Origin of the sequence: uncultured Parasphingorhabdus sp. (assembly GCF_963975735.1) — a bacterium.
Taxonomy (GTDB): domain Bacteria; phylum Pseudomonadota; class Alphaproteobacteria; order Sphingomonadales; family Sphingomonadaceae; genus Parasphingorhabdus.
This window is the reverse complement of record NZ_CAXBIA010000017.1, coordinates 18289-30455: the sequence shown is the minus strand read 5'-3', so window position 1 is coordinate 30455 and position 12167 is coordinate 18289. Positions and strand designations below refer to the sequence as shown.

Annotated in this window: 13 protein-coding genes and 1 tRNA gene; 6 read left to right on the top strand and 8 right to left on the bottom strand. The window is 58.7% G+C overall.

Going from position 1 to position 12167, the window contains the following annotated elements; genetic code table 11:
- Positions 1-94: 94 nt before the first annotated feature.
- Positions 95-181: transfer RNA gene (locus AACZ86_RS14460), tRNA-Leu, on the top strand.
- A gap of 67 nt (positions 182-248) precedes the next feature.
- Here AACZ86_RS14460 and AACZ86_RS14455 read toward each other — a convergent pair.
- Positions 249-1430: an acyl-CoA dehydrogenase family protein gene (locus AACZ86_RS14455; protein ID WP_339693710.1), complete on the bottom strand. Its 1182-nt coding sequence runs from the start codon at positions 1428-1430 to the stop codon at positions 249-251.
- A 78-nt stretch (positions 1431-1508) separates the two neighbouring features.
- Between AACZ86_RS14455 and AACZ86_RS14450 the strand changes: the two genes are divergently transcribed.
- The 3 genes from AACZ86_RS14450 to AACZ86_RS14440 are packed head-to-tail and all read left to right on the top strand — an operon-like array spanning position 1509 to position 4994.
- Positions 1509-3050: a peptide ABC transporter substrate-binding protein gene (locus tag AACZ86_RS14450; RefSeq protein WP_339693709.1), complete on the top strand. Its 1542-nt coding sequence runs from the start codon at positions 1509-1511 to the stop codon at positions 3048-3050.
- The gene (locus AACZ86_RS14445; protein WP_339693707.1) at positions 3050-4540 is read left to right on the top strand and encodes an ABC transporter substrate-binding protein; all 1491 of its coding nucleotides are present in this window, start codon (positions 3050-3052) and stop codon (positions 4538-4540) included. Before AACZ86_RS14450 ends, AACZ86_RS14445 begins: the two co-directional genes overlap by 1 nt.
- Positions 4541-4571: 31 nt before the next feature.
- Positions 4572-4994: a DUF4112 domain-containing protein gene (locus AACZ86_RS14440; RefSeq protein ID WP_339693705.1), complete on the top strand. Its 423-nt coding sequence runs from the start codon at positions 4572-4574 to the stop codon at positions 4992-4994.
- 21 nt (positions 4995-5015) lie between these two features.
- Here the strand turns inward: AACZ86_RS14440 and AACZ86_RS14435 are convergent, their stop codons facing one another.
- Together AACZ86_RS14435 and nadC are read right to left on the bottom strand one after the other, a co-directional pair.
- Positions 5016-5687 (bottom strand): ribonuclease T2, encoded by a 672-nt coding sequence (locus AACZ86_RS14435; RefSeq protein ID WP_339693703.1) that lies wholly within the window; start codon positions 5685-5687, stop codon positions 5016-5018.
- Between the two features lie 115 nt (positions 5688-5802).
- Positions 5803-6663, bottom strand: coding sequence for a carboxylating nicotinate-nucleotide diphosphorylase (nadC, locus tag AACZ86_RS14430; RefSeq protein WP_339693701.1), 861 nt, complete (start codon positions 6661-6663; stop codon positions 5803-5805).
- Between the two features lie 95 nt (positions 6664-6758).
- Here nadC and AACZ86_RS14425 point away from each other — a divergent pair, with 95 nt between their 5' ends.
- The gene (locus tag AACZ86_RS14425) at positions 6759-7055 is read left to right on the top strand and encodes a BrnT family toxin (RefSeq protein ID WP_339693700.1); all 297 of its coding nucleotides are present in this window, start codon (positions 6759-6761) and stop codon (positions 7053-7055) included.
- Positions 7021-7305 carry a helix-turn-helix domain-containing protein gene (locus AACZ86_RS14420; RefSeq protein WP_339693698.1) on the top strand — a complete coding sequence of 95 codons (285 nt, stop codon included), beginning with the start codon at positions 7021-7023 and terminating at the stop codon, positions 7303-7305. The genes AACZ86_RS14425 and AACZ86_RS14420 overlap by 35 nt, the downstream gene beginning before the upstream one ends.
- Before the next feature lie 178 nt (positions 7306-7483).
- Here AACZ86_RS14420 and nadA read toward each other — a convergent pair whose 3' ends face one another.
- The 5 genes from nadA to AACZ86_RS14395 all read right to left on the bottom strand — a co-directional run bounded on the left by nadA (position 7484) and on the right by AACZ86_RS14395 (position 12139).
- The gene (gene nadA, locus AACZ86_RS14415; RefSeq protein ID WP_339693697.1) at positions 7484-8497 is read right to left on the bottom strand and encodes a quinolinate synthase NadA; all 1014 of its coding nucleotides are present in this window, start codon (positions 8495-8497) and stop codon (positions 7484-7486) included.
- A gap of 132 nt (positions 8498-8629) precedes the next feature.
- Positions 8630-9331 (bottom strand): adenylate cyclase, encoded by a 702-nt coding sequence (locus AACZ86_RS14410; RefSeq protein ID WP_339693696.1) that lies wholly within the window; start codon positions 9329-9331, stop codon positions 8630-8632.
- Positions 9332-9480: 149 nt separating this feature from the next.
- Positions 9481-10560, bottom strand: coding sequence for a hypothetical protein (locus AACZ86_RS14405; protein WP_339693694.1), 1080 nt, complete (start codon positions 10558-10560; stop codon positions 9481-9483).
- Positions 10557-11270 carry a DUF4230 domain-containing protein gene (locus AACZ86_RS14400; protein WP_339693692.1) on the bottom strand — a complete coding sequence of 238 codons (714 nt, stop codon included), beginning with the start codon at positions 11268-11270 and terminating at the stop codon, positions 10557-10559. The genes AACZ86_RS14405 and AACZ86_RS14400 overlap by 4 nt, the downstream gene beginning before the upstream one ends.
- Complete coding sequence (locus tag AACZ86_RS14395; protein WP_339693690.1) at positions 11267-12139, bottom strand: MBL fold metallo-hydrolase; 873 nt, start codon at positions 12137-12139, stop codon at positions 11267-11269. Before AACZ86_RS14395 ends, AACZ86_RS14400 begins: the two co-directional genes overlap by 4 nt.
- Positions 12140-12167: the final 28 nt, after the last annotated feature.

Here is a 12167-nt window from a genome sequence, read left to right as displayed (position 1 = left end):
CGCCACAATTTCAAATATTATTTGCCTATCCACTTGACCCCGCGCCCGCAATAATGCTTGTCGCTAGGCTCCGACGAAAGTTGGACCTACCGGTGCGGACGTGGCGAAATGGTAGACGCAGCAGACTTAAAATCTGCTATCCGAAATGGGTGTGCGGGTTCGAGTCCCGCCGTCCGCACCAGTTTTAAACTATCCGGATATTGTTAGCCCCTTGGCGTCGCGCGATATATTCTACCGATCGCCGCCCCCTATAACATCGCCATATCAACCGGTTGATCGAGTAATATCCGGCCAGCCAGTTCGAACACCGCCGGCGCGGTCGCGATATGCTGGGTGGCGACATGGGCGTCACGGAAACGGCGTTGCAGGCTGTTGCTCGAATAGACGGCGCCACCGCCACCCAAAGTATAGGTGGTCTTGCAGACTTCCGCAGAAATTTCCGTTGCATGGGCGCAGGCAAGACGCAGATTGGCCCGGCCTTTGGCGGAGATTTCGCCGGACCCCTGTGCTTCCGCCCAGCATCCGTCGATGGCATTTTCCAGATAGCCAAAGGCACCGCCCAGCAATGCCGTCGCCCGCGCCAGCTCCGCCTGCACGGTGGCTCGCTGCGCCATCGACCGTCCGCCACCCGGGGTTTTCTTGTTGATCGCAATATTGTTTATTTCGTCCAGCGCGGCCCGGGCATTGCCCAGTGCCACCGAAGACACGCCCAGCGCCAGCAGGCCAAAGAGCGGAAATTTGTACAAGGCCCCCGGATCACGCGGCTGATCACCGACGAAGGACACGCTGCGATCCTTGGGGACCATCAAATTTTCGACCGAAAAATCGCCGGAACCGGTTCCTTTCAGGCCCGCAACATGCCAGCTGTCGATGAAGGAAACGTCTTTTGCGGGAAAGAACAGCATCCGGTGATAGGGCGCGCCATTGTCGAATTTCTGCAACTCGCCATCCTTGAAGATCATTGCGCCACCGCCGAGCCAGGAGCAATTGGCCGAGCCGGAACCCCATTGCCATTGGCCGCTGAGCAGATAATGGTCGCCCTTGTCTTCTGCCTTGCCCATCGGTGCGAAGACACCACCGGTCACGACATCGTCAGCTCCGAATATTTCACTCGCCGCCATTTCCGGCATATAGGCTGCACCCAAGGTCGAGGTTACCGCGATCATCACACACCAGCCGGCGCTGGCATCCGCTTCGGCAACGGTCGCGACGATTTTCAGAAAATCGAGCGGCTCCAGCTCCAGCCCGCCGAGCGACGCCGGTTTGGACAGATTGAAGGCACCAGCAGCCGCGAGCTTGGCAGCGAGATCGGCCGGCAACCGCCGCGCGGCTTCGGTTTCCTCTGCTCGCGCCGCAATTTCGGGGAGCAGAGCCAGAATTCTGGGACCGACCTCTCCGATGGTGGAAATATCATATTGCAAACCGGTCATTCCGTATTTCTCCTCAGCCAAGGAGACAGCATAAGAGTTCCGCTTTGTCGAGCCAGCAAAAACATCTAGACGAGAGAGATGCGCAATCTCGCTCTTCTTTCCATAATATTGATGCTGCTGTCCTGCGCCAGCGAGCCGGCCATCGACACGGTACCGGGTCCGACGCAAATTGTCCGCTTGTCCGATTCGGAGATCAAGGGCCTCGATCCGCAAAAAATCTCCGATCTGTCGTCGCTCCGCGTCGCTGCAGACCAGTTTGAAGGTCTGACCCGTCTTGATGCCAAAGGGAATGCCGAGCCGGGACTGGCCAGCAAATGGCAAATCTCGCACGATGGGCTGACCTGGACTTTTGCCTTGCGGCGAAATTTGCGATTCTCCGACGGTACAAATTTTGACGCGTCGCTTTTCCCTGCCCTGTTGCAACGCCTGCGCGCGCCTGACACGGCGGCAGCTGCCAAGGCCTTGTTCGGCAATATCATGGCAATGGCGGCGCCCGACACGAATCGGGTGGTCGTGACCCTCGCCTCCCCCGACCCGTCGCTGCCCGCCCTGCTGGCCCATCCCGCGATGGCAGCCCTGCCCCTCCACCGAATTCGCGATATTGGCGACAAATGGACTTCTGACCGGCCGATGATTGCCAGCGGCCCCTATCGGTTGACCGAATGGAAATTGAACGATCATGCGCGGCTGGAGCGCAATCCCGCGTGGCATGGCGGCGGGGCACCGACCGCGACCATCATCTGGAAACCGATGGATGACAGTCTTTCGGCGATGCGCCTGTTCCTTTCCGGCGGTGCGGATATTGCCGCCGACTATCCGGCAAGCCGTCATCAGTGGCTCAAGGAGAAACATCCCACCGCCGCCCATAGCGTGCCCTATCTCGGCAGCTATTATTTCGCCTTCAACACCCGCGCACCACCTTTTGATGACCGCAGGGTACGGACCGCCCTGTCGATGGCCGTCGAGCGCGAGTGGATCGCCGACAAGGTGATTGGAATTGGAAATATCCCGGCATGGGAATTGCTGCCCCCCGGACTGGCCGGCGAGAAACCTGCAAAACCGGCATGGGCAGACTGGCCGCGCGAAAAGCGGCTGCAGGAGGCAAGCGCATTGCTCGATGCCGCCGGCTTTGGCCCGGACAATCCACTGCGTTTCGAAATCCGCTTCAACAGCTCCGCCGAGCACCGCCGCGTATCGGTGGCGATGGCGGCGATGTGGAAACCGCTGGGCGTCGAAGCCAGCCTGTTCAACAGCGAAGCCGCGCTGCATTTCGCCGCGCTCCGCCAACATGATTTCGCCCTGTCCAGATCGGGCTGGATTGCCGACCTGCCGACGCCGGAAAACTTCCTCTTGGTTCACCAGCAAGCCAATGGCGGCGGCAATTATTCCGGCTATGACAATCCCGACTATGACCGCATTCTGGCACAGGCAATCGCCGAACCGGACCCTCGCCAACGCCAAAAACTGATGCGCGATGCGGAGGCGATCCTGATCGCCGACATGCCGATCCTGCCGCTCTATTTTTATGTTACGCGCAGCCTGGTGGCACCGCGCATTGCGGGATGGGAAGATAATATTTCCAATGTGCATCCCAGCCGCACTCTGCTTATAAGGCCCTGATGAATTTCCGTTCGACATTCTGGCTGAACAGCCTCGTGGCAGTAATTGCTGTTCCCTTGCTCGCCGCCTGCAGCTTTGCCGAGGACGAGGATCAGGTGAGAGTCACCGTGATCGAGGACGGCTCGACCCACATCAATCCGGTCGGTACCCGGCTGACCTTTGCCTCGTCGACGATGCGCGCAGCGATGGCCAAAGGCCTTGTCGGGCTGGACGAGGACGGACGCGTCGTGCCCGCGCTTGCCGCCCGCTGGATTGTTTCCGAAGATGGCCTGAGCTATATTTTCCGTCTGTTCGACGCAAAATGGGATGATGGCAGACAGATAACCGCCGAACGGGTCGCCCGTCTGCTTCGCTCCCGTTTTTCCGAACTTCGCAAAAGCCGTTTGCAATATGACGTCTCGGTCGTCGACGAGGTTGTCTCAATGACCGGCCGGGTGATCGAAATCCGGCTGGACTCACCGCACCCCAATTTCCTTCAGCTGCTGGCCCAACCGGAAATGGGACTGTTCCGCGCCGGTCATGGCGCCGGGCCGATGCGGCTGCTTAACGAGGAGAATGGCATCAAGCTCAATCGCTTTGATGAACCCTCGCAGGAAGAAGACGAAGAAGAAGCGGAGCAGGAAGATGACCGCTGGGTGTCCTTGCGCAGCGAATCAGCCGCAGCAGCCATCGCCCGCTATCGGGCCGGCGGCGCCCAGGTCGTGCTGAATGGCAAATACCACCATCTGCCGCTTGTGGACGCAGCGGACATCAGCAGCAGCGACCTGAGGCTCGACCCGGTCGCCGGCCTGTTTGGACTGAGGTTCATTCGCGCCGAAGGTTTCTGGGCGGTCCCGGGCAACCGGGAAATATTGGCAATGGCGATCAACCGTCCGGCGCTGCTGACCTCCTTTCCCGGCGTCAGTGCCTGGCAGAGCCGGCTCAAGATCATCCCCGAGGCGCTGGATGTCGAAGGGATCAACACCTATCCCGACTGGGCCAGCATGACGATGGAGGCACGGACTGCCTTCGCCAAAAACCATGTCGCTCGATGGAAGGCTTCGGAAGGGCGCATCACCCCGCTCACCATCGCTCTGTCTGATGCTGCCGGAGCAGATATCCTGTTCAAGCGTATCCAGTCGGACCTCAGGAGAGTGGGATTGAACGCGAGAAGGGTCGGTCTAGGCAAAAATGCCGATGTCGAGCTGATGGACGAGATCGCCCCTTATGATAGCGCGCAATGGTTTCTGAAACAGTTCACCTGCGCGCAAACGCCGGTCTGCCTGAACGACGCCGACGCAAAAATTGCCGAAGCCGATGCTGCAACCAATCTGCAGATCAAGGCCCGGCTTTATGCCGAGATCGAGAAAATTCTGGTCGAACATTATAATTTCATTCCGATCGCGGTTCCGATCCGCTGGTCGCTTGCCAAACAGGGCCAGCGTGGCTTTTCCGTCAATGCACGCGGATGGCATCCATTGAACCCGTTGGTCGGAATCCCTATATCCTGACTGTATTGGTAGTATATGACAGGGAGGCCCCATGGCCATTTCCGAAGAACAGTTAAAGCGTCTTGCCGAACAATTGCCCGACGTCAGCCGTGATCCGCAATCCGTACGCAACCGCGTCGAGGCGATGGAAAAAGTGCTGGAACGCGCCTTCGTGATTCCGGGCATCAATCGTCCCATCGGCGTCGATTCAATCGTCGGACTGGTTCCGGTGGTCGGTGATATCGTCACCGCGCTCATGGGCGCCTATATCGTCTGGGAAGCCCGCAATCTGGGCATGTCCAAGCTGCAACTGACCCGCATGGCGGCCAATGTCGGTATCGATACCGCGCTCGGCGCGATCCCCTTCGCTGGCGACCTGTTCGACTTTTTCTGGCGCTCGAACAGCAAGAATCTGAAGATCATCCGCAAGCATCTCGACAAGCATCATCCCGGAACGCGGACGCTGGAAGGTTAAGCATGCTCTGCACCCGATGCACTAACCCCCGCGCCAGATTTTGACCTCCGCATCGTCCTTCGCCGCCCGCATATAGGCCGGACAACGTTGCGGCCGGAAACTCTTGCCGAGACAGAGCTTTACCTCCTGCAGCCAGCCACGCGCATTCACCTTTAACCGCAGCATATCCGGCTGAAGCCCCTCGTTTGCCGCCGCAAAGGCGTTGCGGAACTGGCCTGCAGTCAGCGGCTTGCGCGACAGCCGGTCCATGTCCGGAAAGCGCACAGCATCGAACATGATCCGCGACACACGAAAATAAGTTTCCGGACGTTTGGTCATGCAGGTCCCGTGCTTCGCCCATTCATGCGCCATCATCTTCGTTGTCGGCATCATGCAGAAATTACGCTTTATGACCGCGGGCGGCAACGCCTTGGTCGGCGCACAATATTGCGGATAGGCAGGACCGCGCGTGTCGGGCCACAGGCCGTGGAGAATGAAGCCAAAACTGCCGTCATCGCCGCTACACTGGGTCTTGTCGCGGCGGCTGTCCTTGCGCATGCGGCAATATTCCGGCGACCAGCTGAGCGCCAGCGTATAGCTGGTGACGGGCTTGATGCGGCGGGGTTCGGAGGCTGGCTTGCGTTCGGCCGGGGCGCTGAGGCCGGATGGCGGGCGGCATTGGTAGGATTGGGCTTGGGCAGATGTCGCGGCCATAGCCAAAAACAGAAACAAAGCCACTAGTCGCCCCAGCGAAGGCTGGGGCCTAACCCAAATTTCGCGTAGCTCAGACGATTGGCCTGGATCCCTGCCTTCGCTGGGATGACGTTTTCTAAACCTGCGCAAAATCCAGCCCGATATCTGCTGCCGGCGCGCTTTGTGTGAGCCTTCCCACCGAGATATAATCAACCCCGGTCTCCGCCTTGTCGCGGATCGTTTCCAGCGTCACCCCGCCGCTCGCCTCGGTCGCCACGCGGCCGCCGATCAATGTCACCGCACCGCGCAGGGTCGCCGGTTCCATATTGTCGAGCAGCAAGTGAGTCGCCCCCGCCTCCAGCGCCGGTTCGATCTGGTCGACCCGGTCGACTTCGCAGATGATTTTTTCGACGCCAGCCTCTTTGGCCCGCCGGACCGCTTCGCCGACCGAACCGGCAACCGCGACATGATTGTCCTTGATCATCGCTGCGTCCCACAGGCCCATGCGGTGATTCTGCGCGCCGCCCATCCGTGTCGCATATTTCTCCAGCACCCGCAGCCCCGGAATCGTCTTGCGCGTATCGAGCAAAGTACAGCCGGTCCCAACGATCTGCCGCACATATTCATTGGTCATGGTCGCGATGCCGGTCAGATGCTGCACCGTATTGAGTGCGCTGCGCTCGGCGGTCAGCATCGCCCGGCCCTTGCCCTTCAAACGCATGATATCGGTGCCAGCCGCGACCGCCTGGCCTTCGGCGACGAGGATTTCGATCTCCACCTCCGGGTCCAGATAGCGGAAAAAGGCCTCCGCAATCGGCAGTCCGGCAATCACCGCGTCAACGCGGCTATCCATCACACCGGAAAATATTGCGTCGGCAGGAATGACCGCTTCCGACGTAACATCGCGGCCCCCTGCCCCATATGGTGCGCCGAGGTCTTCGGCGAGGGTGGCAGCGACGAAAGCGTCGAGGTCGAAGCGGTCCAGGGTGAAGGTCATATAGCCTTCTAGCCATTCCCACGCTCGGCTCAAGACAAACTATCATTGGCCGAAACTGTCATGGCTTGTCGAGGGCCACCGCTTGTGATAACTATGTGTTTCACATATGCTTAGACATTGATTTCGAATATGATCCAGCCAAGGATGCGATCAACCGGGAAAAGCATCATCTGCCATTGTCGTTCGGGCAGCGGATTTTTGACGATCCTTTTTACACGGTGACCGATACAATTCGGCTTGGTGATGAAGAGCAGCGCTTCAAACTGATCGGTGAAGTAGACGGAAAACTCTTCACGGCGATCCATGTGTGGCGCGGTAACATTGTCAGGTTCATCTCGGTACGGAGGAGTAACAGCAGTGAACAAAGAGACTATGATAGCAATCCCCGCTGATCCGAATGATCCGGAAGACAGGGACGTCAGCGTCGCCGGTCTGGAACGTGCGCATATGGGCCGTTTCATCCGGGTGCTCCGTTATGACCTCGGCATGACGCAGGAGGAATTTGCCAAAACCTACGGTATCCCGCTCGCCAATATCCGCCAATATGAAATCGGCCGCCACATGCCCCCACCCGCGGTCCGCGCCTATCTCAAGGTGATCCGCGCCGAACCGGAAGTGGTGAAGCGGGTGATGGCGGGGTAAGCGACTCCCTCTCCCTTAAGGGAGAGGGTTGCGCAGACTTGGCAGCTTGCTGCCTAGTCGTAGCTGGGTGAGGGTGCACTGCTCTCGATGGCGGGGAACACCCTCATCCAACTGCGCCTAATCCTGCGGATAAGGCTTCGTATCCTTCTCCCTCAAGGGAGAAGGAGAAACCTTCAGCTCAATCCTCATGCGCCAGATCAGTCGGGCCTAGATCACCCTGCCCGACCGTCGCGCTCGCCATTTCCATCATCCGGTCGATCGACTTGCGCGCCTGCAGGCGCAGCTCCTCGTCCATCTCGATGCGCGGCTCGAGGTCACGCAGCGCGATGTAGAGCTTCTCCATCGTGTTGAGCGCCATATAGGGGCAGATGTTGCAGTTGCAGTTGCCGTCCGCTCCCGGAGCGCCGATGAAATTCTTTTCGGGCACCGCTTTTTCCATCTGGTGGATGATATGCGGTTCGGTGGCGATGATGATCGTGTCGCCTTCGAATGACTTGGCATATTTCAGGATCGCGCTGGTCGAGCCGACCATGTCCGCGTGATCGAGAATATAGGCGGGGCATTCGGGATGCGCGGCGACCGGTGCGCCGGGATGCTGGGCCTGCAGCTTGAGCAATTCGGTCTCGCTAAAGGCTTCGTGGACGATGCAGACACCGGGCCACAGCAGCATATCGCGGCCGGTTTTCTTGGCGATATAGCCGCCGAGATGTTTGTCCGGGCCAAAGATGATCTTTTGCTCGAGCGGAATCTGCGAGAGAATATGTTCCGCCGACGAGCTGGTGACGATGATGTCGCTCAGCGCCTTCACCTCGGCCGAGCAATTGATATAGGTCAGCGCGATATGATCGGGATGCTCGTCGCGGAAAGCCTTGAACTTGTCCGGCGGGCAGCTGTCTTCCAGGGAACAGCCGGCGTCCATGTCCGGCAGCACGACGATCTTCTCCGGCGACAGGATTTTCGCGGTTTCGGCCATGAATTTCACGCCGCAGAACGCAATTACATCGGCATCGGTTTCCGCTGCCTTGCGGGAAAGCTCGAGACTGTCACCGACAAAATCGGCAATATCTTGGATTTCCGGCTTCTGGTAATAATGGGCGAGGATGATCGCGTTGCGCTCCTTGCGCAGCTTGTTGATTTCCTCGACAATATCGACCCCGGCCAAGCTGCCGCCAATTCCACCACGTGCGTCCATTTTACTATTCCTCTGTCCTGCGTGCCCGCTCCATATAGGAAGCGAATAGCCATTTGTCTCGTGCGGAACGCCCCTATTGGCGTAAAATGACCTTCACGATGGTAAATGCCTGCCGATAAGAATATCTCTACTCTAGCCAGCACCCGCGATCGATTCAGCAATCCGCTGAAACGGAGAAAACAGGGACAAGCCGGTCACCGCCACATGAACCCCCGTCAAAATGGCGCCGATTGCCAGCGTCGCGGGATGGATATGTCCGATGGTTTTTCGATCATGCCTCGCCAGTACGGCAACAAAGCCCAGTTGGCAGAGCAGAATGAGCCACTCGCCCCAGTCTCCGAGCAAGGGCATTGGCAACAGACGGCCAAATGCCGGTTCCAGGACAATCAGGGTGGCACCGATCATGATACGCCGGTGCCACTGGGTTTGCCGACGCAACATGATCGCCCAGACCACCATGGCAGCAAAAGCCAGAATTTCCACGAGCACCAGCGCCAGAAAATAGGAGTTGCTGAAAAATGGCGGAAAGCGCTGCAGCTGAACCGCCATATAACCCGTGTAGAGGCCGCTGACGGATATTATCAAAGCGAGCACGCCGCCCAGCCAGCCGATCTTTCTATGCAGAGCCATTTTGCCGCGCTGGATCAGGATGTTTTGCGCGACTATCAATCCCAGCCAGCCCAGCATCAGGATTCCATGCAAATGCACCCATAGAGGCACCGCCTGAAAATTTACCATTCCGCGCATAGAAAATTGCGCGAAACTAAAAATGATGACCGCCGCCAAAATGATGGCAAACCGGACAAAAAATCGCTGATCCAGAGCATATTCCATGGCCGGACTCATTGTCTGATTGTTATTCCGCTCCGCTCCCACGATTCCACCTCCCTCAAAATCTCTCCCGAAGCAGCTATAACCCCGTTTACGCCGGTTGGAAATATCGCTTGAGAAACGGGTCGGTGCGGTTTGCCGATACTATCGGTTCAGCGATCGATACGGAATTTGACAATCCGGTCGGTCACGTTCTGCTCTGCATCCATGCCACCCAGTATATAATATTCCTGACCGGCCTTCGCGAGACCGCGATGGTCCATGCCGGGTTCGGCCAACCGCCCCAATTCGATCCATTTGTCGGATTTCAGATCATAGGCAAAAAAGCCGCCGGACGGTTTGGCCGGCACGCCGTCATAGCCGATGCCGTCATAATTATAGGGATTGTCACCACCGCCGGCGAAAATGATCCGCTGACCGGCATCATCACCAATCGCGGCCATCCGGTATTTCACCACACCAGAATGTGCGTCGACACCGCGCCAGCTTATCTGCGTCGGGTTGTTGGGATCGATATCGCCGCGCCAGGTCAGTTTCGCAGCGACAAATTTGCGTTTGCCATCGGCGAAAACAGAGGCGACACCGTCACTGACGATGATGCTATTGCCCGCGATCCCGCCGCTATGACCGAACACCGGCGTACCGGGAAATGGCGTGGCCTCGGTCCATGCGCCCGTCTGCGTATCGAACATCTGCACAACGCTGACATTGGCTTCGTCGTGCCAACCGGAGATCAGATAGATGAAGCGGTTCTGATAGGGCACAGCCAGCATATCATCGACCGGGGTCGGCATATCGGCTTTTTGCTCGTAACGGCCAGTAGCGGGATCAAATGCGAAAACCTCCGGCGTCGAAAGCTCGTCGCCATTGGCAGCGACGCTATAGCCGCCGAAAATATAGATTTTTCCCGCTACGGTCACGGCCGCGCTGGCCAGTCGTCCTTCCGGCACCGGCACGGACGCAATTGTCTTGCAGGACCGGGTAGCGATCACGCAGGCAAAGGCGGCGTTGCTGGTGTCTTTCCAGGTCTTGCCGGCTTTCAGACCATTGAAACTATACAGGGTCGGGCCTTCCGGTCCGTCAGCGACGGCCACCGCATTGTTGCTGATCGGCTCCGGCAAAGCAAAGTCGGCGGTTTGCGATAGCGGTTCGGGCTGCGGGCTCCGTTCACAGCCTGCCAGCGTCAAAGCGGTCAGCAGCATTGCTGCCGCAGTTGTGACCTGCATTTTCATTGTGCCTCTTCCCTCTTCGTCTGCTGCTCCGCCAATATATCCCTGATCGGTCGCGAATAATCCCATCTTTCCTTGTAACGGCTGCGTTCATAAGGAAAAAAGGCATCGATTTTTGCTTCGACGCCAGCAGCCTGCAGCGGCACGGCAAAATTGTGACGTACCGCTCGCCGAGCGGCTTCCCGGGCCAGACGAACCTGCACCGGGTTTTGCGCCTGCTTGGCCAGTTCCTCGACCCCCTTTTTACGATTGGCCTTGTCGAGGACATTTTCCGCGTCGGTCAAAGCCATCAATATGCCGCCGTCATCATAGGTCTGGATCTGCTCGATGTGGACCTCTGGCCGGGCAATTTCGATCGCCGGAATCTCGACATAAAGTATATTGTCGCGGGCATCCCAGCGGACATCTTCCGCGCCCAGCTTGCCCAGGTCCAGTTCGTAACGCACCGTGCCGGGCATGATCAAAGTCTTGCGCGCCGACAGGCCGAGTTTGGTCACCGTGGTGGTCACCGTTGCATTATAGCTCGCCGAAAAAACCGTCAGCCGGTTCTGTTCCTGCATATTGGTCAGGCTGGCATTGGCAATCGACACCGGATCGGGGCTGATACTGCTTTCGACGCGGGAGAAGAGCAACCAGACCAGAGCGCCGAGCAGGATCAGCACGCCGCCGATCATGGCAAACGGGAGCCACAGGCGTGAAGACCGGGAATTCATCCCGCCATCGCCCAGACTTCGCCCGATTGCGTCACCCGCCCCTTGTGCTGGAGATCGATCAGATGCGCACGCACCGACTGACCTGCGGCGCCGTTCAGACGCGGATCAAGGCCCTTGTACATCTGCGGGACCATTTCGATGATCGCGGCTGGCCCTTTTTCCAGCAGCTTCAATATCTGCCGTTCGCGCTGCTTGCGATGGCCCATCATCCCGCGCACCAGCTGGCGTGTATTGGTCACCTTCTTGCCATGGGCGGGATAATAGACCTTGTCCTCGCGTTCATAAAGCTTCTGCAGGCTCGCCAAATAGTCGGCCATATCCCCATCAGGTGGAACGATCACACTGGTCGACCACGCCATCACATGATCGCCGGTGAACATCGCGCCGGATTCCTGTACCGCCAGACACAGGTGATTGGACGTGTGCCCCGGCGTCGCCACCGCTTCGATGGTCCAGCCATCGCCGGACACCGTCTCACCGTCGCCGAGCACCCGGTCCGGCTTATATTCCTTGTCAAAACTCTCATCGGCCCGCGGTCCGTCATCGTCGAGCACCAGAGGCGCGCAGCCAATGATCGGCGCGCCCGCGCGGGCGGCCAGCGGCGCCGCGGCAGGGCTATGGTCGCGATGGGTGTGGGTGCACATGATCGCGGTGATCTTGGCATCTCCGACCGCTGCGATTATCGCATCAATATGTTCGTCAATCGCTGGCCCCGGATCAATAATCGCCCGGTCCGACCTGTTGCCGACGATATAGGTCTGGGTGCCAGTATAGGTATAGGGGCTGGGATTGCCGGCGAGCACGCGGGCGACGAGTGGCTCCATCTGTTCGCACAGGCCGGTGGGGAAATTCGAGGGGTCAAAGTCCATGGATATGATGTGGCATATCCAGCCCATA

What these genes read in the sequence shown, in the direction of transcription:
- AACZ86_RS14455 (WP_339693710.1), bottom strand. Translation starts at nt 1,430, where the DNA reads ATGACCGGTTTGCAATATGATATTTCCACCATCGGAGAGGTCGGTCCC.
- AACZ86_RS14450 (WP_339693709.1), top strand. Translation starts at nt 1,509, where the DNA reads ATGCGCAATCTCGCTCTTCTTTCCATAATATTGATGCTGCTGTCCTGC.
- AACZ86_RS14445 (WP_339693707.1), top strand. Translation starts at nt 3,050, where the DNA reads ATGAATTTCCGTTCGACATTCTGGCTGAACAGCCTCGTGGCAGTAATT.
- AACZ86_RS14440 (WP_339693705.1), top strand. Translation starts at nt 4,572, where the DNA reads ATGGCCATTTCCGAAGAACAGTTAAAGCGTCTTGCCGAACAATTGCCC.
- AACZ86_RS14435 (WP_339693703.1), bottom strand. Translation starts at nt 5,687, where the DNA reads ATGGCCGCGACATCTGCCCAAGCCCAATCCTACCAATGCCGCCCGCCA.
- nadC (WP_339693701.1), bottom strand. Translation starts at nt 6,663, where the DNA reads ATGACCTTCACCCTGGACCGCTTCGACCTCGACGCTTTCGTCGCTGCC.
- nadA (WP_339693697.1), bottom strand. Translation starts at nt 8,497, where the DNA reads ATGGACGCACGTGGTGGAATTGGCGGCAGCTTGGCCGGGGTCGATATT.
- AACZ86_RS14410 (WP_339693696.1), bottom strand. Translation starts at nt 9,331, where the DNA reads ATGGAATATGCTCTGGATCAGCGATTTTTTGTCCGGTTTGCCATCATT.
- AACZ86_RS14405 (WP_339693694.1), bottom strand. Translation starts at nt 10,560, where the DNA reads ATGAAAATGCAGGTCACAACTGCGGCAGCAATGCTGCTGACCGCTTTG.
- AACZ86_RS14400 (WP_339693692.1), bottom strand. Translation starts at nt 11,270, where the DNA reads ATGAATTCCCGGTCTTCACGCCTGTGGCTCCCGTTTGCCATGATCGGC.
- AACZ86_RS14395 (WP_339693690.1), bottom strand. Translation starts at nt 12,139, where the DNA reads ATGGACTTTGACCCCTCGAATTTCCCCACCGGCCTGTGCGAACAGATG.